This is a genomic window from Amycolatopsis sp. NPDC052450 (genome assembly GCF_044547565.1).
Taxonomy (GTDB): Bacteria; Actinomycetota; Actinomycetes; order Mycobacteriales; family Pseudonocardiaceae; genus Amycolatopsis.
This window is the reverse complement of sequence record NZ_JBIUAQ010000001.1, coordinates 890,244-915,268: the sequence shown is the minus strand read 5'-3', so window position 1 is coordinate 915,268 and position 25,025 is coordinate 890,244. Positions and strand designations below refer to the sequence as shown.

24 protein-coding genes are annotated in these 25,025 nt (G+C 69.6%); 10 read left to right on the top strand and 14 right to left on the bottom strand.

Going from position 1 to position 25,025, the window contains the following annotated elements:
- Window positions 1-66: 66 nt before the first annotated feature.
- Both ACIHAO_RS04495 and ACIHAO_RS04490 read right to left on the bottom strand, forming a co-directional pair.
- Window positions 67-939, bottom strand: coding sequence for an ATP-NAD kinase (locus ACIHAO_RS04495; protein ID WP_396554701.1), 873 nt, complete (start codon window positions 937-939; stop codon window positions 67-69).
- The gene (locus tag ACIHAO_RS04490; protein ID WP_396554700.1) at window positions 890-1,573 is read right to left on the bottom strand and encodes a DUF998 domain-containing protein; all 684 of its coding nucleotides are present in this window, start codon (window positions 1,571-1,573) and stop codon (window positions 890-892) included. Before ACIHAO_RS04490 ends, ACIHAO_RS04495 begins: the two co-directional genes overlap by 50 nt.
- A 133-nt stretch (window positions 1,574-1,706) precedes the next feature.
- On the opposite strand from ACIHAO_RS04490, the gene ACIHAO_RS04485 reads away from it, so the two are divergent.
- Window positions 1,707-2,966 carry a sensor histidine kinase gene (locus tag ACIHAO_RS04485; RefSeq protein ID WP_396554699.1) on the top strand — a complete coding sequence of 420 codons (1,260 nt, stop codon included), beginning with the start codon at window positions 1,707-1,709 and terminating at the stop codon, window positions 2,964-2,966.
- Complete coding sequence (locus ACIHAO_RS04480; protein ID WP_396554698.1) at window positions 2,963-3,625, top strand: response regulator; 663 nt, start codon at window positions 2,963-2,965, stop codon at window positions 3,623-3,625. Before ACIHAO_RS04485 ends, ACIHAO_RS04480 begins: the two co-directional genes overlap by 4 nt.
- Before the next feature lie 243 nt (window positions 3,626-3,868).
- Here the strand turns inward: ACIHAO_RS04480 and ACIHAO_RS04475 are convergent, their stop codons facing one another.
- From ACIHAO_RS04475 to ACIHAO_RS04465, 3 genes are all read right to left on the bottom strand, one after another.
- Window positions 3,869-4,072 carry a cold-shock protein gene (locus ACIHAO_RS04475; RefSeq protein WP_020669547.1) on the bottom strand — a complete coding sequence of 68 codons (204 nt, stop codon included), beginning with the start codon at window positions 4,070-4,072 and terminating at the stop codon, window positions 3,869-3,871.
- A 258-nt stretch (window positions 4,073-4,330) separates the two neighbouring features.
- Complete coding sequence (locus tag ACIHAO_RS04470) at window positions 4,331-4,501, bottom strand: hypothetical protein (protein WP_199746230.1); 171 nt, start codon at window positions 4,499-4,501, stop codon at window positions 4,331-4,333.
- 251 nt (window positions 4,502-4,752) lie between these two features.
- Window positions 4,753-6,414 (bottom strand): thiamine pyrophosphate-binding protein, encoded by a 1,662-nt coding sequence (locus ACIHAO_RS04465; protein ID WP_396554804.1) that lies wholly within the window; start codon window positions 6,412-6,414, stop codon window positions 4,753-4,755.
- 171 nt (window positions 6,415-6,585) lie between these two features.
- On the opposite strand from ACIHAO_RS04465, the gene ACIHAO_RS04460 reads away from it, so the two are divergent.
- Complete coding sequence (locus ACIHAO_RS04460) at window positions 6,586-7,818, top strand: hydroxyacid-oxoacid transhydrogenase (protein ID WP_396554697.1); 1,233 nt, start codon at window positions 6,586-6,588, stop codon at window positions 7,816-7,818.
- Entirely contained in the window at window positions 7,812-8,231 is a 420-nt protein-coding gene (locus ACIHAO_RS04455) for an acyl-CoA thioesterase (protein WP_396554696.1), read from the top strand. The genes ACIHAO_RS04460 and ACIHAO_RS04455 overlap by 7 nt, the downstream gene beginning before the upstream one ends.
- Here ACIHAO_RS04455 and ACIHAO_RS04450 read toward each other — a convergent pair.
- The 4 genes from ACIHAO_RS04450 to lanKC all read right to left on the bottom strand — a co-directional run bounded on the left by ACIHAO_RS04450 (window position 8,187) and on the right by lanKC (window position 14,477).
- Entirely contained in the window at window positions 8,187-9,923 is a 1,737-nt protein-coding gene (locus ACIHAO_RS04450; RefSeq protein ID WP_396554695.1) for an ABC transporter ATP-binding protein, read from the bottom strand. The two genes, ACIHAO_RS04455 and ACIHAO_RS04450, sit on opposite strands and share 45 nt — an antisense overlap.
- The gene (locus tag ACIHAO_RS04445) at window positions 9,920-11,587 is read right to left on the bottom strand and encodes an ABC transporter ATP-binding protein (protein ID WP_396554694.1); all 1,668 of its coding nucleotides are present in this window, start codon (window positions 11,585-11,587) and stop codon (window positions 9,920-9,922) included. Before ACIHAO_RS04445 ends, ACIHAO_RS04450 begins: the two co-directional genes overlap by 4 nt.
- 150 nt (window positions 11,588-11,737) lie before the next feature.
- Entirely contained in the window at window positions 11,738-11,881 is a 144-nt protein-coding gene (locus ACIHAO_RS04440) for a SapB/AmfS family lanthipeptide (RefSeq protein WP_396554693.1), read from the bottom strand.
- A 40-nt stretch (window positions 11,882-11,921) separates the two neighbouring features.
- Window positions 11,922-14,477, bottom strand: a complete 2,556-nt coding sequence (gene lanKC, locus ACIHAO_RS04435; protein WP_396554692.1) for a class III lanthionine synthetase LanKC — start codon at window positions 14,475-14,477, stop codon at window positions 11,922-11,924.
- Window positions 14,478-14,902: 425 nt separating this feature from the next.
- On the opposite strand from lanKC, the gene ACIHAO_RS04430 reads away from it, so the two are divergent.
- Both ACIHAO_RS04430 and ACIHAO_RS04425 read left to right on the top strand, forming a co-directional pair.
- Entirely contained in the window at window positions 14,903-15,268 is a 366-nt protein-coding gene (locus ACIHAO_RS04430; protein ID WP_396554691.1) for a hypothetical protein, read from the top strand.
- Entirely contained in the window at window positions 15,261-15,683 is a 423-nt protein-coding gene (locus ACIHAO_RS04425) for a hypothetical protein (protein ID WP_396554803.1), read from the top strand. Before ACIHAO_RS04430 ends, ACIHAO_RS04425 begins: the two co-directional genes overlap by 8 nt.
- A gap of 289 nt (window positions 15,684-15,972) precedes the next feature.
- Here ACIHAO_RS04425 and ACIHAO_RS04420 read toward each other — a convergent pair whose 3' ends face one another.
- Both ACIHAO_RS04420 and ACIHAO_RS04415 read right to left on the bottom strand, forming a co-directional pair.
- Window positions 15,973-16,959: an MCE family protein gene (locus tag ACIHAO_RS04420; RefSeq protein WP_396554690.1), complete on the bottom strand. Its 987-nt coding sequence runs from the start codon at window positions 16,957-16,959 to the stop codon at window positions 15,973-15,975.
- 278 nt (window positions 16,960-17,237) lie between these two features.
- Complete coding sequence (locus tag ACIHAO_RS04415; RefSeq protein WP_396554689.1) at window positions 17,238-18,326, bottom strand: alpha/beta hydrolase family protein; 1,089 nt, start codon at window positions 18,324-18,326, stop codon at window positions 17,238-17,240.
- 139 nt (window positions 18,327-18,465) lie between these two features.
- Between ACIHAO_RS04415 and ACIHAO_RS04410 the strand changes: the two genes are divergently transcribed.
- Both ACIHAO_RS04410 and ACIHAO_RS04405 read left to right on the top strand, forming a co-directional pair.
- On the top strand, window positions 18,466-19,668 hold the full coding sequence (locus ACIHAO_RS04410; protein ID WP_396554688.1) for a sensor histidine kinase: 1,203 nt from the start codon (window positions 18,466-18,468) through the stop codon (window positions 19,666-19,668).
- Entirely contained in the window at window positions 19,665-20,312 is a 648-nt protein-coding gene (locus ACIHAO_RS04405; RefSeq protein ID WP_396554687.1) for a response regulator, read from the top strand. Before ACIHAO_RS04410 ends, ACIHAO_RS04405 begins: the two co-directional genes overlap by 4 nt.
- On the opposite strand, the gene ACIHAO_RS04400 is transcribed toward ACIHAO_RS04405, so the two are convergent.
- Window positions 20,302-20,946 carry a GNAT family N-acetyltransferase gene (locus ACIHAO_RS04400; RefSeq protein WP_396554686.1) on the bottom strand — a complete coding sequence of 215 codons (645 nt, stop codon included), beginning with the start codon at window positions 20,944-20,946 and terminating at the stop codon, window positions 20,302-20,304. The genes ACIHAO_RS04405 and ACIHAO_RS04400 overlap by 11 nt on opposite strands.
- A gap of 102 nt (window positions 20,947-21,048) precedes the next feature.
- The gene (locus tag ACIHAO_RS04395) at window positions 21,049-21,252 is read right to left on the bottom strand and encodes a cold-shock protein (protein ID WP_005149851.1); all 204 of its coding nucleotides are present in this window, start codon (window positions 21,250-21,252) and stop codon (window positions 21,049-21,051) included.
- A 222-nt stretch (window positions 21,253-21,474) separates the two neighbouring features.
- Between ACIHAO_RS04395 and ACIHAO_RS04390 the strand changes: the two genes are divergently transcribed.
- Both ACIHAO_RS04390 and ACIHAO_RS04385 read left to right on the top strand, forming a co-directional pair.
- Window positions 21,475-22,323: an alpha/beta fold hydrolase gene (locus tag ACIHAO_RS04390; RefSeq protein ID WP_396554685.1), complete on the top strand. Its 849-nt coding sequence runs from the start codon at window positions 21,475-21,477 to the stop codon at window positions 22,321-22,323.
- 282 nt (window positions 22,324-22,605) lie between these two features.
- Entirely contained in the window at window positions 22,606-23,352 is a 747-nt protein-coding gene (locus ACIHAO_RS04385) for a MerR family transcriptional regulator (RefSeq protein ID WP_396554684.1), read from the top strand.
- Here the strand turns inward: ACIHAO_RS04385 and ACIHAO_RS04380 are convergent.
- Entirely contained in the window at window positions 23,319-24,839 is a 1,521-nt protein-coding gene (locus tag ACIHAO_RS04380) for a nucleobase:cation symporter-2 family protein (RefSeq protein ID WP_396554683.1), read from the bottom strand. The genes ACIHAO_RS04385 and ACIHAO_RS04380 overlap by 34 nt on opposite strands.
- Between the last annotated feature and the right edge of the window lie 186 nt (window positions 24,840-25,025).

Below are 25,025 nucleotides of genomic sequence, written 5' to 3'. Positions count from 1 at the left end.
TGGTCCGTTTCGACCAGTGTGCCCGGCGGCCCCGGCGTGCGGAAGGCTTCTGTGATCTGGGCGGGCTCACCCGCTGAAAGGCGCGTCCACCAGGTGGGTCGCGGGAAAGGACCCGGTCGGCTTGCGGCCGAGGAGCAGGCCGGTCCTGGTGGCCTCTGCCATCACGGCGCGGACGTCGACGCACCACGGGCCGTCGGGCTTCAGCTCGACGAAAGCGCTCTCTCCCGGCTTCAGGACGAAGTGCGGTTGCCCGTCGAGCGCGATGGAGCCTCCGCCGGCGGCGAGGTCGACGCGGACCCCGGCGTGCAGCACGCTCCAGCCCCGGACGCCCACCGCCCGGACCTCGCCGGGCGCGATCGGCGCCTGCACGACGTACGGCGTCTCGTCGACCGGCCCGAGCGACACCGCGACACCGTCCACAGTGGACTTGGGGCTGGGGCACAACCGCCCGGGGATACTCGACAACCCGACCCCGTCCGGGACGGCGAACGTGCAGTACAGCTCGGTCAGCGACGCGGGATCCCACCGGCTCTCCGAGCACACGCTGACGTCGGTCAGCGCGATCTCACGGCGTGCCTTCGTCACCACCTCGAGCACGGTCGCGCGGTTCGTGACCAGGTCCGCGTCCACCTGATGGGTGGCCAGCAGCCCGGCGGCGAGCCCGGCGACGGCGGTCTCGTCGGTGCTCCCGGCGGGCAGCATGAGCAGCGGGACGTCGCCGCAGGCGGCCGCGGCGGCCCGCATCATGCCCTCGTTGCCGAGGCAGATGACCACGCTCGCACCCGCGTCCACCATCCGGCGGACGGTGCCGATGATCTTCCCCGCCTCGGTCCACACCATCACGCGGCCGACCCCGGCCACTCTCAGTGCCGAACGCAGGCTCTGGATATCACGCTCCGAAGCGGGGTTCGCCACGATCCCCGCAACCGCTTCGCCCACATGTCCTCCGCTGCCGCGCCAAGTCCCTACAAGGAAACGACGTCGAGGCCGTGAAAGAAAGAGTTGCACGAGGTTGCATCACAAAGCCACCTCCGCGGAGGAAGGCGACCAGCAGCGCGAGTTCGAGGATCAGCAGGATCCGTTCGGCCACTCCGGTCACCGCACGGGCGTCGAGCAGGAACGTCGCCACGAAGACCGCCAGGGCGGCCAACGTGGCGTAGGACAGCCGCCGGACCGCGCCGAGGACCAGTCCTGCCAGCGGCAACGCGGCGAAAGCGGCGAGCGCGACGTACCGGTGGATCGCGCCGTGCCAGGTCAGCGGCTGGTCCATCGGCTCCTGCGGGAACACCGCGAGTACGCACAGCCCGGCACCGAACAAGGCGACCAGCCTGGCCGCCCACACCGCCCCGGACAGCCGGACGCCGCCCGCGACGGTCAGCGCGCCGAAGCCGGTGGCCAGCATGGCGACCCCGACGAGCCGCGCACCCTGTCCGACGTGGACGTACTCGCTGAAGGTGGTGGCGAGGGGATCGACCGCGCCGGCGTTGACGACCTCGACGTAGACCGCGATGACCAGTCCCGCGGCCAGCCACGTGAACGCGGACAGCCGGAGCAGGGCTCTGATGTCGTTCATGAACCGAGCCTGACCGCGCGCCGCCGTCCGGCACATCCCGCTCGGGCGAGCAGTCCGCTTCCTCCCGCAGGGGACTTCCCGGTGTCCCCCACGAGGGGATGTGCCCGGTCCGCGGCGTCGTTAGCGTCGAGCCATGGACACGTACGGCGGCTCCCTTGGCTGGGCGCTCCTCACCGGACGCGACGCCGATCTGGAACCGCCGTCGGCCTGGTGGCGCGTCCCGGTCTGGATCAAGGCCGTCCTCGCCGGATCCGCGCTCGCGGTGCTGATGGGCCTGACCTACGGCACTTGGGCGCGTTACCTCGGCGGCGCCAGTGTGCCGCTGATCTTCTTCCTGCTGATCCTGCAGATCGCGCCGCCGTTGCTGGTCGTCAAACTCCCGCTGACCGCCGTCCGGGTGGCGGCGGCGGGAATGGTCAGCGCGATCATCGCGGTCCTCTTCCCCGCCGACTACGCGCTGTTCGGCCGGACAGTGTCGGACTGGCCGTTGCAGACCCAGGTCCTGCCGTATCTCCCGGTGCTCGCGCTGACGCTCGCCCGCACGAAACCCGGGCAGGGCCGGGGGATTTCGATCATCGCCGTGACGCTGGCCGTCGGGGCCGGCATCGCCCAGCTACCGCGGACGGGCACGAAGACCCTGGTGTGGTCGTTGATCGTGGTGACCGCGACCATCGTGGCCGGATACGGGATGCAGCAACGCCGCCGGGCGCTGGAGCAGGCCGACGCGGCCGAGCGCACGACGGTCGAGGAACGGGCGAAACGGGCGACGTTGCAGGAACGCGCGTTGATCGCCAGGGAACTGCACGACATCATCGGCCATCACCTCTCGCTGATCGCGCTGCGGACCGACAGCGCGCGCTACCGCGTCCCGGACGTGTCCGAGGCCGCGGAGGAGGAGTTCCGTGCCATCGGGGTCGCGGCCAGGGAAGCACTCGACGAGGCCCGGCGGCTGGTCGGCGTACTGCGTGACACCGAGGCCGAGCCGGAGCACGAACCGCAGCCGGGGCTCGCGGAGGTGCCGTCGCTGATCGACGGCTGCCGGGCGTCCGGGATCGAGATCCGCGCGGAGATCTCCGGCGGGGACGACGTTCCCGCCCTGGTCGAACTGGCCGCGTACCGGATCCTGCAGGAGGCGTTGAGCAACGCGGCCCGGCACAGCCCGGGGGCGAAAGTGGACGTCGAGGTGCGGCGGGAACCCGACGGGCTCGAGATCGTCGTCGAAAACGGGCCGCCCACCCGGCCTGCCGGGTCTACTTCGAACGACGGCACCGGCCTCGCCGGGATAGCCGAGCGCGTTACCCTGATCGGCGGTTCCCACGAGGCCGGGCCGCGGGCCGACGGCGGTTTCCGCGTGGCGGTCAAGCTGGATCTCCCGGGGGTGGGCGAAGCGTGACGACCCTTTTCATCGTCGACGATCAGGCCTTGGTGCGGGAGAGCTTCGCCGGCCTGCTGAACGCGCAACCGGGGCTGGACGTGGTGGGCCAAGCAGGCGACGGGATCGCGGCGCTCGCGGGCCTTTCCGCCTTGGCCACGCCACCGGACGTCGTCCTGATGGACATCCGGATGCCGGTGATGGACGGTCTCGAAGCGACCAGGCGGCTGCTCGAAGGCGACGGCGAGAAGCCGAAGGTGCTCGTCCTGACGACGTTCCACCTGGACGAGTACGTCTACGAGGCGCTGCGGGCGGGCGCGAGCGGGTTCCTGTTGAAGGACGCGCCGTCGGCCGAACTGATCAACGCCATCGAAGTGGTCGCCGCCGGTGACGCGCTGCTCTCCCCCGCTGTCACGAAACGGCTCATCGCGAACTTCGTGGCGAGCGCGCCGGTTCCGCGGCCGTCCCCGGCGAGGTTCGACGTGCTCACCGAACGCGAGCGGGAAGTGCTGCGGTTGATCGCGAAAGGAAGGTCCAATCCGGAGATCGCCGCGGATCTGGTGCTCTCGGCGCAGACCATCAAGACATATGTGGGCCGGATACTCGCGAAACTCGGGTTGCGGGACCGGGCACAGGCGATCGTGCTGGCCTACGAGGCGGGACTCGTCTCCCCCACCTGAGGGCCGGCTTGCCAGGAAAGCGTAGGCGCCCGCGGGTCCTATGTCGTGAAGGGCCCCTTTGAGACCTTCAACGTCTCAAAGGGGCCCTTCACGACATCCCCACGACCGGCGACCGCCTGACTGGAGTCCTTCACGTACCTGGGGAAGGGCTGAAGGCCCGAATCGCCACTCACGACCGGGCGGCCCCGGAAAAGCAGCAGGGCCGCCTTCCCGAGGGAAGACGGCCCTGCTTGAAAACCTGGATCAGATCACGGTGACCGAGGTGGCCTGCGGACCCTTCGCGCCCTGCCCGATCTCGAACTCCACGCGGGCGTTCTCGTCAAGGCTGCGGAAGCCATTGCCCTGGATCTCGCTGTAGTGCACGAAGACGTCGCCGCCGCCGTTGTCGGGAGTGATGAAGCCGAACCCCTTCTCGGAGTTGAACCACTTCACAGTGCCCTGAGTCATAAAATCTCCATATGCAACACAAACAAACAGGAAGCCACGTCGGCAGCCCGGGTCATGACCAGACGGTTTGCTTCCCCGGAAACACGAGGAGACACTACGCCCGCTGAGTTCTGCGAGCGTGAACCAACACGAACACAAAAAACGAGACCTGAATCAGTAAAGCACACCCTATGCAGGCGGACAAGACTCATCACCCGGGTGTGCCGGGCCGCACTCTACCCTCGCGGCCCCGCTCCTCACCGTCCGGCCCTCGCCGGGCTATTCGCCACTCGCCGCGCGCAGCGGCGCTTCGGCGCCGAACGGTGAACGGCGCAACGCCTCCCGGTTCGTGGCCACGACGGCGATGTCGTGGGTCTCCGCGTCCGCGCTGAACTGCACCGGCACCACGCCGGAAACGGACTTGTCCTGTGGCTTCGTCTCGTCAGCCATGTTTTCTCCCAGTGTCAACACAACGCTCGTAGTACGACGTTAAGTACTGCGTGCCAACAACCCCACCGGTGATCGCTACGGTCCATATCGGACTCTCGGTGTTGCGGCGATTGTGCCACGGCCGACCGACAAAATCCGGTCTCCGCGACCGAAAGTCGGCCGAGTCGTCACCGCTTTCCCACCTTTTGGAGCAGGTGAAGGCTGTCCGACAAGGGATTCTGTGTATCCCCTGAGAAAGTGCCACCCGGCCGCTACTGGCCGCCCTGCTGTGGCCTCGCGGCGCCCAGCAGGCTCGTCAGCCGGATGTCCGGGGCCACCACGTCCGGATCCGTCCTGATGTCGATGACGCACGGCCGTTGCCGGACCAGCGCGCTCGCGATGATCGGCTCCAGTTCCACAGGGTCGTCCACGGTGTACCCGGCGGCGCCGAGGCCTCGCGCCCAGGACGCGAAGTCGGTGACGGGCACGGTGACCCCGGTGAGCCGTCCGTGTTTGCGTGCCTGATGCACCGCGAGCGGGCCGTGCAGTCCGTTCTGGAACACCAGGACGGTCACCGGCACCCGGTAGCGGACGGCGGTCTCGATCTCCTGCCCGGTCATCAGCGCGCCGCCGTCGCCGACCACCGCGATCACCGTCCGGCGCGGCTCGGCGAGCTTCGCCGCGACGGCCGCGGGAACGGCGTAGCCCATGGCCGCGTTGCTCGGCCCGAGCTGGCTGCGCGGGGCGGTGAAACACCAGTAGCGGTGCATGAACTGGGCGAAGTTGCCCGCGTCGCTGGTCACGATCGCGTCTTCGGGCGCGAGTTTGCGCACCGCGCGGATGACGTCGGCGGGATGGATGCGGGTGGCGCCGCTGGTGTCGGGCGGGGTCATGAAGGTGTGCACGGCGGCGTTCGCGGCCGACGCGCGCCGTTGTCGTGGCGAGGCGACGTTGCGCAGTTCGCGCAGGAACGGCTCGACCTCGGAGTCGACGCGGAAGGTCAGGCCGCCGCGGCGGGCGGGCTCGATCCCGGTGCCGACCAGCACCAACGTCTGCGACGGCGTCGGATAGCGGAAGGACTGCGTGGTGACCTCGTCGAGCTGTGTGCCCAGCGCGAGCACGAGGTCGGCGCGCTCCAGCGCGTCGAGCTGCCGCGCGGGGATGCCGATGCCGAGGTGGCCCGCGTAGCGCGCGTGGTTCTCGGGGAAGGCGTCCTGACGGCGGAACGCGTTGTACACCGGGAGCGCGAGTTCGTCGGCGACGGCGATCAGCTCGTCGCGTGCCGCGCGGGCCCGGCCGCCGACGATCACCACCGGGTAGCGGGCCTCGTCGACCAGTTGCGCGACCGCCTCCGCGGTCCGGCCGAGCGCACCGGTGGCGGGCGGGCGCACGGAGGCGACCGGTTTGGCCGAATCGAACGGGACACCCCAGAAGTCGGCGGGGACGGCGACGATGGTGGGCCCCGGCCGCCCTTCGCGGCACCGGTTCAGGGCCTCGACCAGCAGGCCGGGGACCTCGTCCGGGGATTTCGCGCGGCCGGTCCACTTGGCGAGGGGTTCGAGCATCGCGGTCAGGTCGGCGGTGGGCAGCTCGCTCGTCGGCCCGGGTTCCGACGGCGGGTTCTCCAGGAGGACGACCATCGGGCTCTCGTCCTGGTACGCCGTGGACACACCGATCGCGAGGTTCGCCGCGCTCGGGCCGCGGCCGGCGAGCAGCACCGCCGGATGTTCGGTGAGCTTGCCTTCGGCCTCGGCCATGAACGCCGCGCCTGAGTCGTGCCTCGCCGAAACGAAGGTGATCGACCGCTCGCGTTGCAGCGCGTCGAGCAGATCCAGGAAGGACTCACCCACCACCGCGTACACGCGGTGGATCTGCGCCTCGGTCAGGATCCTCACGGCCGTCTGGGCGACGGACGCTCCCGGTTGGTATCTAATGAGAGAAGCTTAGGCGGGCGGTGATCGGTGCCGTCAAGCGATCTTTCGATCCGGCAACCCCGGAGCGGGGAGAATGTCCGAAATTCGGAACGTGTTCGAGCAAGGGAGCACGAAAACGTGACTTCAGCCACCGCCGGACGTGAAACTGTTTTCACTTACGGTGCACCGGCCTTGAAATACGGCGCCGGGTCGAGCGATGAGATCGGCTACGACCTCACCCAGTACGGCGCCCGGCGGGTGCTCGTCCTGACCGACGCGGGCGTCGCCGCGACGGGCTGGCCACAACGGATCGCCGAAGGCATCGAAACCTATGGCATCGAAGCCGTCGTCTTCGACGGCGTGCACGTCGAGCCGACCGACGTCAGCATGCGCAAGGCCGTCGACTTCGCCCGCGGACAGGGCGAGTGGGACGCCTTCGTCGCCGTCGGCGGCGGTTCGGCCATCGACACCGCGAAGGCGGTGAACCTGTTGACCAGCAACGACGGCGACCTGATGGACTACGTCAACGCCCCGGTCGGCGGCGGCCGGGCGCCCGCTTCGCCGCTGAAACCGCTGGTCGCGGTGCCGACCACCACCGGGACCGGCTCGGAGAGCACCACCGTCTGCGTACTGGACGTGTTGTCACTGCGGGTGAAGAGCGGCATCAGCCATCTCCGGATGCGGCCGAGCCTCGCCGTTGTCGACCCGCGGCTGACGGTCTCGCAGCCGCCCGAGGTCACCGCCGCGAGCGGGATGGACATCCTCTGCCACGCCGCCGAAAGTTACACGGCCAAGCCGTACACCGAGTTCGACCGGAAGCGCCCGGAGGACCGGGTTCCTTACTGTGGCTCGAATCCGCTGGCCGACATGTTCGCCGAGCAGTCGCTGCGGCTGCTGTCGTGGGCGCTGCCCGCGGCCGTGCGGGACGGCTCCGACATGAAGGCACGCGAAGCGATGGCGCTCGCGGCGACGTTCGCCGGCCTCGGCTTCGGCAACGCCGGGGTGCACATCCCGCACGCCAACGCGTATCCGATCGCCGGGCAGGTCCGGGAGTTCCATCCGTCCGGGTATCCGGGCGACGAAGCGATGGTGCCGCACGGGATGGCCGTCTCGCTGACGGCGCCCGCGGCGTTCCGGTTCACCTTCGACGCCGCCCCGGACCGGCACCTGCGGGTGGCACGGCTGCTCGCGCCGGACTACGAATGGCCGGGTGATCTGCGGGATCACCTGCCCGCGGTGCTGCGGCAGATCATGCGGGAGATCGGGATTCCCAACGGGATCGGCGCCGTCGGCTACACGGAGTCCGATGTGGACTCGCTGGTTTCCGGCACGGTGAAACAACAACGGCTGCTGGCGACGGCGCCACGCGAGGCGTCCGAAGCGGATCTCGCCGTCATCCTGCGGGAGTCGGTGACGCTGTGGTGAACGACCAGTACCCGCACTGGCAGACGGTTCCGTTGCGGTGGAAGGACAACGACGTCTACGGGCACGTCAACAACGTCGTCCACTATTCGGTGATGGACACCGTGATCAACACACTCTTGATCGAACGCGGCGGTCTCGACATCGAGACCGGCGGCATCATCGGGTTGTGCGTGGAATCGCAGTGCAAGTACCACGCTTCGGTGTCGTTCCCGGGAGAGCTCGAAGTCGGCCTGCGGGTGGGGCATCTCGGCCGGTCCAGTGTCCGCTACGAGGTCGGGATGTACTCGAAGGAGACGGTGATCGCAGAGGGGCACTTCGTGCACGTCTTCGTCGATCGCGAGTCCCGGCGCCCGGTCCCCGTCGAAGGTCTACTCAGGAGCGCGCTGGAAGAACTGGGCACTGGGCTGGGGTAGCCGCGGCGCCCACGCGTGCATGAGCTGGGCGTAGCGCGTGGACCGGTCCATGAGTTCGAGATGGGTGCCCAGCGCGGTCTCCTTCCCGTCCATCACCAGGACCCGGTCCGCGCGCAACGCCGACGTCAGCCGGTGCGCGATCACCACCAGCACCCCGCCCCGCTCGGCGAACGCCCGCTCCGCGCGGGCTTCGGCGGGCGGGTCGAGGTGCGAGGTCGCCTCGTCGAGGACGACGACGCCCGCGTCGCTCGCGTACACCCGCGCGAGCGCGATCAGCTGCGCCTCACCGGCGGACAGCATTCCGTGCCCGATCTCGCCGTCGAGTCCGCCCAGCCGCGTCACCAGCGGTTCCGCGCCGACGGCGGCCACCGCCGCGGCCAGTTCGCCGTCCGTCGCGGTCTGCGCGAACAGGCCGACGTTGTCCCGCACGGTCCCGGCGAAGACGTAGGCCTCCTGTGGGATCAACGCCACCATCCGGTGCCGCAGCGCCGCCGGGATCTCCCGGACCGGTGCCCCGCCCAGCAGCACGCGACCGGCCTGCGGTTCGAGCATCCCGGTCAGGAGCCCGGCCAAGGTCGACTTGCCGATCCCGCTCGGCCCCACCACCGCGAGCCGTTCACCCGGCCGCAGGTGCAGGTCGAGGCCGCGCACCACCGGTTGCGCCGCCGCTCCCCAGCTGAAAGTCAGGTCGCGCACGTAGATCGCGGTCCCGTCGGGTTCGGCCGTGCCGTCGGGTTCCGGTTCGGCCTGCGCGGTCTCCGCCAGCCGCCGCAGCGCGACGATCAGCCGCAGCACCACGGTGCTCGCCGTCGCGGCCAGCCCGCGCAACGCCGGCTGCATCGTCGTCGCCAGGTAGACGAGCGCGCCGAGCGCGGCGCCGGCGGTGAGCGTGCCGTCCTTGACCATGCCCGGCGCCACCAGCAACGCCAGGAGCAGCGGCACGAAACCGCCGGTCGCGATCACCACCGTCCTGGCCGCCCCGGACCGCGCCACCCGCACGGCGGCATCCGCCTGCGTGTCGACGGCGTCGTAGAGTTCGAGCGCTGCCAAGGGTTCCGCGCCGCACGCGACGACGTCACGCATACCGGACAGCGACGCGCCCGCGACCTCGGCGGTCCGCTCGTCGGCCAGCGCGAGCGCGCGCTGACGGCGGGCCAGCGACGGGAGCAGGCAGGCGAACACCCCGACCGCGACCACCACCGGGATCGAGACGATCAGCGCGAGCGAACCGGCGACGGTGAACAGGCCCGCCAGCGCCGCCACCGTCGTCACGATCATCCCGCGTGCCTGCACCAGTAGCCCGGCCGTGGCGTCGCGGACCACTTCGACGTGCTGGGTGATGCGGGCGACGCCGCTGGCGTCCGGCTGGTTCCGCGGCGGCGAGGGATCGTGCAGGACCCCGCGGACGACGGCGGTCACCAGCGCGTCGCGCAACGGCTCGACGACCTTGCCGAGCTGATGCCACACCAGCCGCGAACCCAGCGCGCCGATCACGGCGACCAGCCCGAAGACCGCGAGCCAACGCAGTCCGGTGCCCGGCCGATCCGCGGCAAACCCCTCGTCAACCGCGAGTTCGACCAGGCGACCGGACAAGAACGCGGGCGCGCTTTCCAGTACGGAGCACGCCAGCAGGACCAGGCCGCCCTTCCACTGCCCGGCCAGCGTCGAGCGGTAGAGCCCCCAGACGCTCATTGCGCAGCCTCGGTGAAAACGGCCTGATAAGCAGGATTCCGCCACAGCTCGTCATGCGTGCCGACCGCGCGGACCCGCCCGTCTTCCAGCCACACCACGGCGTCCGCCCGCGACGCGGTGGCCGCGCGATGCGTCACCACCACCCGCGTCCGGCCGGGCAGGGTGCGTTCGATCGCTTCTTCCACGGCGGCTTCGGTGACCGTGTCGAGGCTGGCCGTGGCGTCGTCGAGGATGAGCACCCTCGGCGCGTGCGCGATCGCGCGCGCCAGCCCGATCCGCTGTGCCTCACCGCCGGAAAGCGGCGTCTTCGAAAGCGGCGTCCGGTAGCCGTCCGGCAGCCGGACGATCAGGTCGTCGACCTGGGCGGACCGGCAGGCGGCGCGCACCGCCGCCTCGCCTGCCCACGAGCCGTAGCCGACGGCGTCGCCGATGGTCGCGCCGAGCAGTGCCGGCCGTTCGAAGGCGAACCCGACGACCGCGCGGAGTTCGTGCGGCCGCAGCCGCTCCAGCGGACGGCCGTCGAGCGTCGCCGTCCCCTCGTCCGGGGTCAGCAGCCCGCCGAGGACGTTGACCAGCACGGACTTCCCCGAACCGGACCGGCCGACGACCGCGGTGAACCGGCCACCCGCTACGACCAGGTCGACGTCCCGCAACGCCCCTTCGACCGTGACACCGCGCAGTTCGAGCGTGCCCTGCCCGGCGACGACACCGAGGTCACCCGGTTCGGGGACCGGCGAGTCGAGCACCTCGTTGATCCGCCGCGCACACGAGCGCGCGCGGGAAAGTGTGGTGAGCAACGGAATCTGGGTGATCAGGCCCATGCCGAGCGCGACGTAGCCGAGCGCCGCGAGGACCTGCCCGACGGACAGTCTGCCTTCCATCACACCGAAACCGGCGGCGGCGAGCACGGCGAGTTCCACCGCGGGCAGCAGCAGACCGGAACGCCACACCATCTTGGCCTGGGTGCGCCACATCCCGCGGCCGGCGAGGCTCAGTTTCGGCAGCGGCCGCAGCACCCGTTCGGCCTCGCGGTCGGCGGTGCCCGACGCGGCGATCGTGCGGAGCCCGGCGACCGCGTCGACCATTCTCGCCGCCAGTTCGCCGGAAACCTCTTGATAGGTGAGGACGTCGTCGGCGGTGTTCCTCAGGTGGGTGCGCGCGAGCATCAGGCCGAACGGGATGCTGCCGAGGAAGACGAGCGCGAGCCGCCAGTCCATCAGCGCGAGCAGGACGACGGCCCCGCCGGAGATCAGGGTGGTCGATCCGAGCTGGACGACGACCGAGGCGACCATTCCCGCGCCGGTGCAGTCACCGGTGAGCCTGCTGATCGCGTCGCCGTCGGCGAAGGTCGATCGGGTGCCGAGGGCGAGGTGGCCGTCGGTGAGCTTGCGGCGCAGCCAGGCTGTCGCGGAGGAGGTCATCCGCGCGGTGAGGATCCCGCCGATCAGGCCGACGGCGATCTCGGTGACGCCGAGGACGATGAGCCAGGAGACTTCGGGAAGGCTGGGACGGCCCGCCACGACGGCGTCGACCGCCGCCGCCAGCGCGCCGGGCAGGAGCAGTCCCGCCGCCGTCCCGGCGAGCGCGCTGAGGATCAGCGCGATCAGGCGGGGGCGATCGAGCAAGGTCACGGTGACCAGCAGGCGATCGGCGGAACCCGCCATTCCACTCCTTTCGTCGAGCCGGAGTTGAGGGGCTCACGTCCCACTTCGTGATCCGTGATCCCAACGAGATGAACCGGAAGGCAAAATGAAGGCGCGGGAGCGGCGCACTTGGCCTGTGCCGCTCCCGCACCCTCAGTGATCAGCCGGTGATCAGTGGCAGGTCAGCAGGCTGATCGTGCTGTTGGCGCAGGAGGCCAGCAGGCTCAGGTTGCTCGCGCCGCCGTGGGAGCCGCCGCCGCCACCCTCGAGAACCTCGGGGGTTTCCAGGGCCTGCAGGTCGAGAACCATCTCCATGATCATGTTCCCTTTCGTTGTTTTTCTCTTCCGCCGATCGTCAACGACCGGCAGTTCGGGAGGACAGGAAAGGCAGCGCGGCCTTCCCGTCCAGAGTGGCGGCGAGGGCGAGCAGAACGCCCGCGCCACCGGTGACGACGTCCATCGACAGCCGCAGCAGCTGGTTGCCGGGGAACGCCAGGCCGCCCTTGTACGGCACCGCGTACCAGGCCAGCCGGGAAAGGTGCAGGTCGATGGCGTCACGGACGCGCCGGTCCGGTTCGGCACCCATGGCCAGCGCGGTCATCAGCCCGCCCCGTCCGAACAGCAGACCGGGGTGGATGACGAACTCGCCGCGGCACGCTTCACGCAGGCCGGGAAGGCTCTTCAACGCCTTCGCGTCGGGACGGTGCTTCGCCAGCTCCTCGGCGACCATGAGGATGCCGGCGCTGCCGACACCCGCGTAGGGCAGCGTCCGGGTCTCGCCGTCGCGGACCTGCAGCGAGCCGTCGTCGGACTCGGTGCACTCCTCGATGTCCCGCTCCAGCGCCTGGTCGGCGAAGGACAGCCAGCCCTGTTCGCGAGTGCGCTCGAACAGCCGGATGAACAGCAGCGCCGGACCGGACCAGCCGTTGAGCAGCCCGGCCCTGGCGAAGTCGCCCGGCGGGTCGGCGGTTTCGAGTGCTTCGGCGAGCCGGACGGCGGTGGCGAGCGCCTGCCTGCCGAATTCGTTGTCCTTGCGGGCCACCGCGAAGTGCAGCTGGGTGAGCCCGATGCCGGACAGGCCGCCTTCCAGGCCGTGGTCGGTGGTCTGCTCGACCAGCGTCGCCGACGCCGACAGCAGTTTGGTGGCCTCGTCCCGGTATCCGAGCTCTTCGAGGACGTACGCGATGCCGTAGGAGCCGTCGTAGAACCCCGGGCGTCCCGGCGGATCGCGGCGGATCGAGTCCAGCAGCCAGCGTTCGTGCTCCTGGTGACGCTCGCCGCCGACCGCTTTCAGCGCGTGGAGGACGCCGGCCGCGCCGTAGCCGAAGCACGCTCCGCCGACGCGGAACTGTTCGATGTCGCCGGGGAAGAGCCGGTCGGTGCGGTCAGGGGTCGCGCTGGCGAGGATCGCCTCGATGATCTGCTTGCGGACCAGCGCCCAGTCCGGCTTGTCCTGGTCGAGCTCGGTCGCGCTCGACAGCGAAGGGCCGTTCCGGGGCGCGAGCTCGGCGACGATCGAGTCGGCGTAGCCCTCCGGGACGTCGAAGCGCTGCTGGACGAAGTCCGCGAGCCCGCGCAGCTTCGCCGGGGCGAGCTCGAGGAGCGTCGTGAGCGGCAAGAAGATCCAGAGCTTCAGGACGGCGAGCGCGTACTCGTCGACCTCGAACCCGTTCCGGTCCCGCGGGGCGCGGAAACCGGGGGCGCCGAGAGCGGGCCGCGTGCCGGCTTCGACGTCGGACGCCATCTCGAAGTCGATCAGCGAGACGGCGTCGTCCTTCCCGTCGTCGTCGCCGTCGATCAGGATGTTCTGGGAGTGCAGGTCGCCGAAGACGATGCCGCGGCCGTGCACCTCGCCGACCATCGCCTCCACCCGCCGGACCAGCGCCAGCGCGCGTTCGGTGTACGCGGCGATGTCGGCCTCGGTGGTGTCGCGCCGGGTGAGCGGGTAGTTGCGGGCGAGCCAGTTGCCGAGCGAGACGCCCGGCATGTACTCCATCGCCAGGAAGTGGTGCTCCCAGACGGTGAAGCGGTCGAAGGCGGTGGGGATGCCGTCGATGCCCTTCAGCCGGTCCAGCACCTCGTGCTCGCGGCGGAGGCGTTCGACGGCGTCGACCTCGTCGCGGTCCAGGCCGGCGAACGGCCTGGCCTCCTTGAGGACCACCCGCTCGTCATCGGCCTTCCGGTCGGCGAGGTACACGCCGCCGCCGTTGGAGAAGTGCAGCGAGCTTTTCACCTGATAGGGGAACCGATCCGCGCCGCCGCCCTTGCGAGCCGCGAGATGAGGGGCGAGGAACTCCGGAATCGTCACCCAGTCAGGTACGGAGAAGGTCGGCTCGCGCTTATCCGGCACCAGCGTGCCGTCCGGTTTACGGATCGCGAGGACCCGCTTGCCGTCGAGTTCGACCCATTGCTCGGCGAATCCGCCGTAGCGGACGTAGAGCGGCCCGGCACCGTACCGGAGATCACTGAGAATGTATGCCCCTGCTTCACCGTCGAGCTTGGCGGACAACTCGGCGAGAACGCGCTCGAGCTCGTTGTTGTCAGCTGGATAAAGAGTGAGCAACTTTCCGCTTCCGTCACGCGGAGCGTATTTCGAATTCCTTGCCAGCAGGGTGCCCCGCGAACGCAGATGCTTGTAGGACACCTCGTGCTCGACACAATGCTCGTGCACCTTCACGAGCACGCGCTCGGCGTTGTCCAAACCTGCGGAAACGTGGATTTTCCAGCCCTGCAAGGGAAGGTTTCGAGCAACAGGGTGCAGCAGCCGCCACACTCCACGCACTCCGGTGCGCCAGCCCGGCCCGGGAGCGGGCAGCAGGGAGGCGAAATCGTCGGCGGCGTCCCCGTTTTCCCGCTGCTCATCGAAGAACAGAGGATCGGCGAAGCAATACGCTTCGTACCGGACGTCCATCGAGCGCCCCCTCCTTGGCACCAATCGGATGGGCCATGTGCACCATCGCGATGAAGAATATTCCACCCGCCGGATAGCGAACGGCCAATCCGCCATACCGGGGGTTCGGATGGGCTGTTCAGGGACGTGAATTCGAAACCTACCGAAAGGTAGGGGTACCCAGGGTGAGATCAACTCGGATTTCAACCACCCGGTCGGTGTGTAACAGGAACGGACCGACGTCGTAATCCCTGGTCGCAGCGTCGAAAACAATAACCGCGGCCGAATTGGCCGAACGCCAACTCAACGCGCTTCGTGATCTATTCACCCGAGGTCTGGACCACTTCCGCGCCTCGTGGTGCCCGCCACGCGGGCCACCGGTCGCCCGTCGGCGGAGATCAGCCCGGAGGTACGTTGTCGCCGGTGGAGCAGTCAAGGAGGCGGACGTGATCACAGGCTTCGCGGTGACCGTCGCGATCTGCGCGACGCTGGTCGCGATATGGAGTTTCGTGCAGTCCGCGCGCAAGAAGCTGCCGGACAACGCACTGCTCGGCGGCCTCGCCGTGGTCGAGCTCCTCCTGCTGGCGCAGCTCGTGATCGGCGTCGTACAGCTGATCGGCGGCGGCCGCCCCGGCAGCATGGCCACCTACCTCGCGTACCTGATCGGCTGCCTGGTCGTGCTCCCGCTCGGGACCTTCTGGGCGCTGGCCGAGCGCACCCGGTCGAGCACCGCGATCCTCGGCATCGCCTGCCTCGCCATCCCGGTGATGGTGCTCCGGCTGCACGAGGTCTGGGCGGGTGCCAGTGCCTGAAGAAACCGAGGAGAAGACGGTGGACACCGCAGCGGACAAGGCGTCCGGCCCGGGACGGATCCTGGTCGCCGTGTACGCGATCTTCGCGCTGGCGGCGACCTCACGCGCCGCCGTGCAGATCAGCACCAAATTCCACGAGGCCCCGCTGGCCTACGCGCTCTCCGCGTTCGCGGCCGTCGTCTACCTCCTGGCCACCGTGGCACTGGCCCGCCGCGGCGCGGGATGGTGGCGGATCGCGCTGGTCGCCTGCGGCGTCGAACTGCTCGGCGTGCTGACCGTCGGCACGTTCAGCCTCTTCGACCGCGAGGCCTTCCCGCACGCCACCGTGTGGTCGGTGTACGGACAGGGCTACCTCTTCATCCCGCTGGTGCTGCCGGTGATCGGGCTCTTCTGGCTGCGGCGGACGAAGCCCTGACGGGTCCGGGGCTCGTGAGTGGCCGCGTTCGTGGCATGTCGTGCTCAACGCCGGGCCATCGGAAGCACTGAAGGAGCCGCCCGCTCATCCTCGCGTCTCGTGTACCGGCGATATCACGTGACTGAACGGACGACACACGTGATCCAGCGGACGACACACGTGACTGGATGGACGACACGACCGCGGCCGGGTTCCCCCACGAGTCGTCCGTTCAGTCACGCGAAACCGCCACCCGCGCACCCGGCAGTACGTACCTAAGGCACCCTTGGCTCTAACCGTCCTCGAACCCTCACTTGTCGAAGCAGCCCTTTTCGTTGAGCGGGCCGAAGGTGGGCAGGACGAGCCCGCACAGGTAGCCGTCGATCCAGCGCCCGTTGCCCGCGACGTTGGTCAGCACCCGGATCGCCGGCGCGAACGCGGCGATCCCCTTGGCCAGCGAATCCTGGTTGCGCTGCAGCATCGACGTCAGCCGGTCGAGTTGTTCGAGCACCGGCCCGAGCTGCCCGTCGTTGTCGGCGACGATGCCGTCGAGCGCGGTCGCGAGCCGTTTCGAGCCGTCGAGCAGGTCTTTGATCGCCTGCTGCCGGGTGGCGATGGCGCGCAGCAGCGCGTTGCCGTCCTGGAGCAGCCGCTGGACCTCGGCGTCGCGGTCGACGAGGGTCTGCGAGACCTGCCGCGTGTTCGCGACCAGCGTCCGGAGTTGCCGGTCGCGGGAGGCGATGGTGCCGGAAAGTTTCGAGATCCCGTCGAGCGCGGCGCGGACGTCGGACGGCGTATCGGCGAAGGTCGCCGAAATCGTGTCGAAGCTTTTCGCGAGCTGGTCGACGTCGATCGCGTCGACGGTTTTCGACAAATCCCGAAACGCTTCAAGGACGTCGTACGGCGCGGTGGTCCGCCGTAGCGGGATCGGGTCGCCCGGATCGAGGATCACTTCGCCGCGCGGATCGAGCGCCAAATACTTCTGCCCCAGGACGTTCTTGATCTGAATGGACGCGCTTGTCGCGTCGCCGACCCACGCGTCCTTCACCCGGAAGGAGATGAGCACGCGATCGCCTTCGAGGTCGATCTCGGACACCTTGCCGACCTTCACCCCGGCGATCCGGACGTCGTTGTCCACGCGCAACCCGCCCGCGTCGGAGAATTCGGCGGAATAGGTGACGCCGCCGCCGATCACGGGCAGGGCGTCGGCATTCAGTGCCGCCGCCATCCCGAGGGCCATCGTGGCGAGACCGGCGATCGCCGTCTTGACCGGATCCATCGCGCCGAAGGACCTCATCGCCTCACCTCGCAGGTCACGAGCGGCAAAGCTTAGGGGTCGCTCCTGCCCGTCGCCAGGCGAAACGTTGCACCGATCGGGTAAGAACGTCCGTCCATTGTGGACTGGGACGGAGCCGCCGCACGAAACGTGACGGCTACCGCCAGAGCTCGTTCGCGCTGAAGTCGCCGAAGTCGCCGCCGAAGAGGGCGAGTGGGTGGGCGCCCGTACGCGATCGACGCCGGTGAGGCCGCGCGTCTCTGGGAGCTCTCCGAAAACCTCACCGGCGCCTCCCGTGCCTAGTTCCAGAACTTGATCTCGGGGTTGCCCGCCACCGGTCCGTCGAGCAGCGGCTGATGCCCGCCGCGCAGGTTCTTGTCGAAGAACGCGGAGACGTACGCCCTGGTCAGCTCCATGCCGCGCTCGCCACCGAGCAGACCGGGCCAGCCGAGGCCGAGCTGCTCACCGAGTACGCCGACGTCGGTGAAGGACGCGTGCCCGGCCGCCGCGACGCTGATCCAGCGCTTCCAGCCGGTGAGGTTCGGCCAGCTGCCCGCCCACGTCGTGTCCGGGCCGGCCGGGGTGTACTCACTCTCGCGGCCGAGCAGCAGGAACGGCCGGTCGATCCCGGACGAGGGGATCGGCGACCACAGCCTGCCGTCCAGGTCGGCGCCCGCGCGGATCCGCTGGTCGCCGATCATCGCGGCCGGCGTGCTGTACCCGCCGATGGAATGGCCCGCCATGCCGATGCGGGTCCGGTCGATCAGCCGCGACCAGGGGGACGAAGTCCTGGTCAGCGTGTCGAGGACGAAGGAGACGTCCGCGGAGCGGATCGGCGGGAGCAGTTTCGAGTCGGAGCCGCACGCTGCGCATTCGGTGACGTGGCCGTCCGGAAACGCCGTGCCGTGAGACTCGTAGTTGTGGCCGATGAGCGCGACGACGAACCCCTTGCTCGCCAGCTCTTCCGCGAGCCCGGTGAGCGTCGTGCGCGGTTTGCCGAATCCCGGCGACAGGACGACGAGCGCGCGCTTTCCGGGCCGGGCCGGGGCGTCGACCCTGGCGCTGGTCCGGATCCCGGAGACCAGGCCGGGGTCGATGTCGGGCAGACCCGATTCGGTCAGGAACGCCTTGGCCTCGGCGAAGGTGAGGTACGGCCGCTTCGGGCCGATCGGCAGCAGCGCCGGATAGAACATCGACACCATCAGCTCGCGCGGCCCGGACGGCACCCACGGGTCCTTGCGCGAAGTGTCGACGAGGTGCAGGTCGGTGGAACCGAGGGGATGCGAGCCGGTCGGCGGTGGCAACGTCAGTCGCGGGGCCGCCGCGGCCGGGATCGCCATGGCCGCCATGCCGGCGAGGGCGAGCAGTGCGACGAGAAGCCTTCTCATGAGGGTTCCGTTTCTGTCGAGGATCTTCCTTCCCCCAGCCTGGAGCCCGGCGACGTATTCGCGCGTCTGTCGTAAGACATACCCCGGGGTCTGCCGTAAGAGGGATCCGCGCCGCCCGACGCGGGATTACGCTCGACTGGTGCCGGCCTTCCTCAGAAATCACCCGAGAGCCGTCGACCACGGCCTGACCCTCCTCATCGGACTGTCCACTGTGGTCACCGCCGATGACCCGGAGGGCTTCGAGTGGTGGCTGGCCTCCTTGGTGGCCTTGGCTTCTTTGCTCGTCCGGCACCGGAATCCCACGATCACCTTCGCGGCCGGGGGCACGGTCTCGCTGCTTCATCTGGCGATGGGCAACGATCTCAAACCCGTCGACGTCGTGGCGTTGATCGGCCTCTTCTCCGTCGCGGCCTGGGGATCGCGCCGGCTTTCACTAGGCCTGCTGGCGGCCGGACTGTTCGTCGCTGGAGCTTGGTCGTTCTATGCCTCCGAAGCGAACACGCGGACCCCGGGCCCGACGCCACCGCGACTCATCATCATCGACCGCCTGGCACCGGCCGACACCGACGCCGAAGACCACCAAGTGCAGGACTGGGGCGGTTTTCCGGCTATCGGCCTGTCTCTTGGCGTGGCATGGCTGGCCGGGCTGAACACGCGGCAGCGCCGGATCCGGCTGTCGGTGCTGGAACAGCGGGCCGCCGATCTCGAACGCGAGCGCGACACCCAGGCCGCGCTGGCCGTGGCGGCCGAACGCGGCCGGATCAGCCGCGAACTGCACGACGTCGTCGCGCACGCGCTTTCCGTCGTGGTCCTGCAGGCGCAGGGTGCCCAGGCCGAACTGGACCGGCGGCCCGAGCGATCGCGGGAGGCGCTGGACGCCATCGTCGACACCGGGCGGACCGCGTTGAGCGAGATCCGGCGGCTGCTGGGCGCGCTCGGCCAGGAAGAGCCGGACTGGGAACCCCGGCCCGGTGCGGAACGCCTGCCGCGGCTGGCCGCCGACATCCGGGCCGCGGGCACGCCGGTCGAGTTCCGCGTCGAAGGGGATCCCCGGCCACTTCCGTCCACAGTGGACCTCGCGGCCTACCGGATCGTGCAGGAGTCGCTGACGAACGTGCTGAAACACGCCGGTCCGGAGGCGGCGGTGACTATCGTGATGCGATACGAGCCCGGGACACTGGAGATCGAGGTGACCGACGACGGCGTCGCGGCGGAAGCGCCGTCCGGCACCGGGCACGGCCTCGAAGGGATGCGGGAGCGAGTGAACGTACTGGGCGGCACCTTCGACGCGGGACCACGGGCGGAGCGCGGCTTCGCCGTCCGCGCGTCCCTGCCGTCATGACGATCCGGGTGGTCATCGCCGACGACCAGGCGCTCGTGCGCACCGGCCTGCGGATGATCCTGGACAACGCCGACGACATCGACGTCGTCGGCGAGGCGGGTGACGGCGCGGAGGCCGTCGCGCTGGTGGCGGAGCTCGATCCCGACGTCGTGCTCATGGACATCCGGATGCCCGAAATGGACGGCGTCGAGGCCACCGCCGCGATCGCCGCGGCCTATCGCGCCCGCGTGCTGGTGCTGACCACCTTCGACCTGGACGAATACGTCTACGCCGCGCTCCAGGCGGGCGCGAGCGGCTTCCTGCTCAAGGACTCGCTGGCACCGGATCTGCTCGCCGGCGTCCGCGTGGTCGCCGGCGGCGAGGCCACCCTCGCGCCCACCGTCACCCGGCGGCTGCTCGACCGCGTCGTCACCGGCCTGCCCACGTCGCCACCGGACGACCGGCTCGCGCTGCTCACCGGACGCGAACACGAGGTGCTCCAGCAGCTGGCGCGCGGCCTGTCCAACGCCGAGATCGCCGGACTGCTGTATCTCTCGCCGGGGACGGTGAAGACGCACGTCGGCCGGATCCTCACGAAACTGGGCCTCCGCGACCGCGTCCAGGCCGTCGTCTTCGCCTACGAGTCCGGGATGATCAGCCGCTGACCGCGGCGGGCGTGCGCCAGTGCTTGCCGCGACGGGGCCGCCGGTGCTGGCCGCGCCCGCGGAGTTCACGCAGGTCGTCCGAAGGGCGGGCGGCGAACTCCTCGGCGGTGATGCCCATCCGCACGAGGTACTTGATCTCGCCGCGCACCACCTCGGTGTCGCGCAGCCTGCCTTCCTCGCGGAAGCCGAGCCCGCCGTGCAGCGAAAGCGACGCGAGGTTGCCGCCGTACACGGTGACCTCGCATTTGCGGAAGCCGCGCCGGCCGAACATATGCGCCAACAGGACGGTGATGGCGTCCGTGGCGTAGCCGCAGCGCTGGTGGCGAGGGGCGATCCCGATGCCGTAGCCGAACCGGCCGGTCACCGGGTCGGCGCCGATGGTGCAGACCGACCCGACCAGCATCCGGCCGCGCACCGTCTCGATGCCGAAGTGGATGTCGTCGCCCGAGGATCCCGAACGGTGTGAGGCCCAGTGCCGGTGTCCGCCGCCGATCAGCGGCGTCGCCTCGCGGGCCATGTCACGGTCGAACCCCATCAGGACCCGGCGGTCGCGGAGACCGACCTCGCGCAACCGCACCTTCCGCCCGACCTGCTCGGGCTCCAGGGCGGTGCGGCTCACCGCGTCCGGCCGCACGACTGCTCACGAACGATCACAAGCATGCTTGGACGATATCGGTACCCGAAACGCCCGAAGGCCCCCACCCGGTACGGATGGAGGCCTTCGGCGTGAAGAAAGTCAGATGGCGACGACGCGCTGGGCCTGCGGGCCCTTCTGACCTTGGCCGATCTCGAACTCGACGCGCTGCCCTTCGTCCAGGGACTTGAAACCGCTGCCCTGGATCTCCGAGTAGTGCACGAAAACGTCCGGTCCGCCGTCGTCCTGAGCGATGAAGCCGAAGCCCTTTTCGCCGTTGAACCACTTAACGCTGCCCTGAGCCATACTTTTCTACCTGCTCTTCATAGCGAGTCTGAGCCCATTCGATGCCCCGATCTCGCCGTCTATTGTCGCAGGTCTTGCCGAGATGCACACGTCGCCGTCCCAAATTAATACAGATCGCCTGGTCAACGGCACCCTCGGCGGGTCGCCCGGCGGGTCGGATCGCCGATTTTCGCCGTCTTCGGGCTTGACCTTGACCCTGCGTCAGGGTCGGAGCCTTGCCGCATGACGACCACACCCCCGCTCGGAGAGTTCCAGGAGATCGACGGCCGCCGCCTGTTCGTGCACCGGTCGGGCCACGGCGGGCCCGCCGTCGTGTTCTTGCCGGGGGCGAGCGCGGTCGGCTTGGACTACTTCGGTGTCCACCAGGAGGTCGCGCGGTTCACCACCGCCGTGCTGTACGACCGCGGCGGCACGGGCTACAGCGACGCGCTCCCCCTGCCCCGCGGCGCCACCGCGGTCGCCACGGAACTGCGCGAGCTGCTCCTCGCCCAGGGCGTCGCCGCCCCGTATGTGCTGGCAGCGCACTCCCTCGGCGGCCTCTACGCGCATCGGTTCGCGCAGCTGTACCCCCGAGAGGTGGCCGGACTGGTCTTCCTGGACGCCCTCCACCCCGGCTGGGACGACTTCATGCCGCCCGCGGCGAGCCTGGCCGAGGCCGAGCGGCCGGGACCCGAGCCGGACCGCCAGGCGCTCCGCGCGATGCACGCCGAGCTGCGCGCGGGCTACCCGGACGACGTGGGCCTGCCGCTGATCGAGGCCAAGGTGAGCGACGAATGGCTCCGTGCCGGTGCCGCTGAACGCACCGGGCTGGTCGCGCTCGCCGACGAACTGCGAGGCGGGCCGGACCTCCCCGACGTCCCGGCGATCGCGCTCACCGTCGTCGGTACCGACCTCGGGCATCCGTCGCAGGAGATCAACGAGGCCAAGACGAAGATGGACGCCGCGAGGATGAGCGGGTTCTCCCGCGGGGAGCAGCGAGTGATCTTCGACACGCTCCACCACCGGCTCTGCTTCGACCGCCCCGATGCCGTGGTCCAGGCGATCCGCGACGTCGTCGACCGCTCCCGCTGAGGGGAAGCGGGTGGTCCGGCGCCGGTGCGGTGGGCTTGAGCGTCTCCGATGCGACCGGTATTTGCTTACCTACACTTGGCCAGGGCGAAGGGGAAGCGTCAGCGGCGGCTCGGATCACACGACCACCTGGCCTGCACGAGGGTGACGGCTCAGCGTGTGCCGGGTGCTGACGATGTGAGAATTGGGACGTTGAGTGTCCCAATTCCCACATCGTCGAGGAGGTTCGTCGCCACCAATGCGCCATTGGGGGCACTGGAGCCCGGGGTATGGACAGGAGGACGGGTGCTCACGATCGGCAGGCTCGCGGCGACCGCCGGGGTGACCGTGCGTGCCGTTCGTCACTACCACCACATCGGCCTGCTGCCCGAGCCCGAACGCGACGCCTCCGGTTACCGCCGCTACAGCGCCCAGGCGGCGGTGGACCTCATCCGGATCAAGACGCTCGCGGACGCGGGGGTGCCCTTGGCCCGCGTCGACGCGCTGCTGCACGCGGAGCCTGCCGGGTTCGCCACCGCCATCGCCGACATCGACGCCGAACTGCGGCGCAAGATCGACCGGCTCACCGAAAACCGCCACCGGATCGCCGAACTGACCGGCGGCGAACGGCTCATCCTGCCGCCTGGCGTGGTCGCCCTCCTGGAGCGGATGCGTGGCCTCGGCGTCAGCGAGCAGCGGGTGCTGCTCGAACGTGACGCGTGGATCCTGATGCAGGCGCTGGATCCGCGCGCCATGCCGGAGCGGCTGCGGGACAAGAACGCCGCCTTCGACGATCCCGAGACGCTGCGTGTTCACCTGGCCTGCGATCAGGCGGTCGGCTGGGATCCGCGCGATCCCCGTCTCGACCGGCTCATCGAAGACCTGGACGCCTGGGAGATCGAACACGAACGGGACGGCGGGCGGCCGGGACACCGCGAACTGGTGGTGTCCCGGATCTCCGAGGCGTCACCGGCGTGGCAACGCATCGTCGGCGAACTCGCCCACCGCGCCCGGTCGCGTCAGTGCCCTTCGGGTTCGGAGCCGATCCGGTAGGGCACGGGCTTGCCGTCCGCGTCCCGCACCGGCACCGGATTGCCGTCGGCGTCCACGATCTTGCCGTCGACGATCCGGTCGCCGTCCTTGAGCCGCGAGAAGGCCTTGAGATCGGAGTAGTCGATCACCCTGGTCGCCGTCGCGAACACCGACGGGTCGCGGCCCTTGCCCGGCTTCAGGTGGTTGAACAGCAGGTTCAGCACGACGGCCATGAGCGCGGCGGAGCTGATCCCCGAGTGGAAGATGGTGCCGACCCACGCCGGGAAGTGGTGGTAGAACTCCGGCGCCGCGATCGGGACCATGCCCAGCCCGACGGAGGCCGCGACGATCACCAGGTTCATGTTCCCGTTGTAGTCCACTTTGGACAGTGTCCTGATCCCGGAGGCCGCGACCGTGCCGAACAGCACGAGGCCTGCCCCGCCCAGCACCGGGTACGGGATCGCGGCGACCACCCTGCCGAGTACCGGGAGCATGCCGAGGACCAGCAGGATCACGCCGCCCGCGGTCACCACGAACCGGCTCCGGACCCCGGTGATCGCGACGAGGCCGACGTTCTGGGCGAACGCGCTCTGCATGAACCCGTTGAAGACCGGCGCGATCGCCGAGGACGCCATGTCGGCGCGCAGCCCGTCGCCGATCCGGCGTTTGCCGACCCGCGTGCCGACGATCTCCCCCACCGCGAGCATGTCGGCCGTGGTCTCGGTGAGGGTCACGAGCACGACGATGAACATCGACACGATCGCGGCGACGTCGAAGGTCGGCGCGCCGAAACCGAACGGGGCCGGCACGGCGAAGATCGGGCCGTCCCAGACCTGCGAGAAGTCGGCCTTGCCCAGCACCGCGGCCAGCACGGTGCCCACCACGATCGACAGGAGGATCGAGAGCCGGGAGATGGCCGGGACGGCGACCTTGCTGAGCAGCAGCACGATCGCCAGCGTCATCGCGGCCAGCCCGACGTTGGAGACCGAGCCGAACTCCGGCGACTTGGTGTTGTTGCCCATCGCCCACTGGGCCGCGACCGGCATCAGGCTGAGCCCGATCACGGTGATCACCGTCCCGGTGACGACCGGCGGGAAGTACTTCACCAGCCGGGAGAACACCGGCGTGACGAGCAGGCCGAGCAGCGCGGACGCGATCACGGAGCCGAACACGGCCGGCAGCCCGCCGTCGGCCACGATCGCGGTCATCGTCGCCACGCCCGCGAAGGAGGTGCCCTGGACCAGCGGCAGCCGGGAGCCGAAGAAGGGGACGCCGAACGACTGCAGGATCGTCGCCAAACCGCCGATGAACAGGCATGACGCCACGAGCAGCCCGATCTCGGCCGTCGAAACACCCGCGGCGCCGCCGATGATCAGGGGCGGCGCGATGATCCCGCCGTACATCGTCAGGACGTGCTGGATGCCGTAAGTGAAACTCTTGCCGATCCCGAGCCGTTCGTCCTCGGGCCTGCCACTTGCCGCCCGTTCGGCCTGCGTCCTCTTCACCATGGATCCGCCTCTCCGTCGAAGCGAGCGATGCGGGGCAATTTCAATCTGCGGAGGTTAACTTCCACATCGCAGAACTTGCAAGACCCTGCCTGTAGGGGTCGTCCTCCCGGCGGGCGGACAAAGATCCTTTCCGCACAGGGGCACCGGAACGCGGCGATGGTAGAAATCAGCTGCCCTGTCGGCGAG

What these genes read in the sequence shown, in the direction of transcription:
- ACIHAO_RS04490 (WP_396554700.1), bottom strand. Translation starts at nt 1,573, where the DNA reads ATGAACGACATCAGAGCCCTGCTCCGGCTGTCCGCGTTCACGTGGCTG.
- ACIHAO_RS04485 (WP_396554699.1), top strand. Translation starts at nt 1,707, where the DNA reads ATGGACACGTACGGCGGCTCCCTTGGCTGGGCGCTCCTCACCGGACGC.
- ACIHAO_RS04475 (WP_020669547.1), bottom strand. Translation starts at nt 4,072, where the DNA reads ATGACTCAGGGCACTGTGAAGTGGTTCAACTCCGAGAAGGGGTTCGGC.
- ACIHAO_RS04470 (WP_199746230.1), bottom strand. Translation starts at nt 4,501, where the DNA reads ATGGCTGACGAGACGAAGCCACAGGACAAGTCCGTTTCCGGCGTGGTG.
- ACIHAO_RS04450 (WP_396554695.1), bottom strand. Translation starts at nt 9,923, where the DNA reads ATGAGCGTCTGGGGGCTCTACCGCTCGACGCTGGCCGGGCAGTGGAAG.
- ACIHAO_RS04445 (WP_396554694.1), bottom strand. Translation starts at nt 11,587, where the DNA reads ATGGCGGGTTCCGCCGATCGCCTGCTGGTCACCGTGACCTTGCTCGAT.
- ACIHAO_RS04440 (WP_396554693.1), bottom strand. Translation starts at nt 11,881, where the DNA reads ATGGAGATGGTTCTCGACCTGCAGGCCCTGGAAACCCCCGAGGTTCTC.
- lanKC (WP_396554692.1), bottom strand. Translation starts at nt 14,477, where the DNA reads ATGGACGTCCGGTACGAAGCGTATTGCTTCGCCGATCCTCTGTTCTTC.
- ACIHAO_RS04420 (WP_396554690.1), bottom strand. Translation starts at nt 16,959, where the DNA reads ATGAGGTCCTTCGGCGCGATGGATCCGGTCAAGACGGCGATCGCCGGT.
- ACIHAO_RS04415 (WP_396554689.1), bottom strand. Translation starts at nt 18,326, where the DNA reads ATGAGAAGGCTTCTCGTCGCACTGCTCGCCCTCGCCGGCATGGCGGCC.
- ACIHAO_RS04405 (WP_396554687.1), top strand. Translation starts at nt 19,665, where the DNA reads ATGACGATCCGGGTGGTCATCGCCGACGACCAGGCGCTCGTGCGCACC.
- ACIHAO_RS04395 (WP_005149851.1), bottom strand. Translation starts at nt 21,252, where the DNA reads ATGGCTCAGGGCAGCGTTAAGTGGTTCAACGGCGAAAAGGGCTTCGGC.
- ACIHAO_RS04390 (WP_396554685.1), top strand. Translation starts at nt 21,475, where the DNA reads ATGACGACCACACCCCCGCTCGGAGAGTTCCAGGAGATCGACGGCCGC.
- ACIHAO_RS04380 (WP_396554683.1), bottom strand. Translation starts at nt 24,839, where the DNA reads ATGGTGAAGAGGACGCAGGCCGAACGGGCGGCAAGTGGCAGGCCCGAG.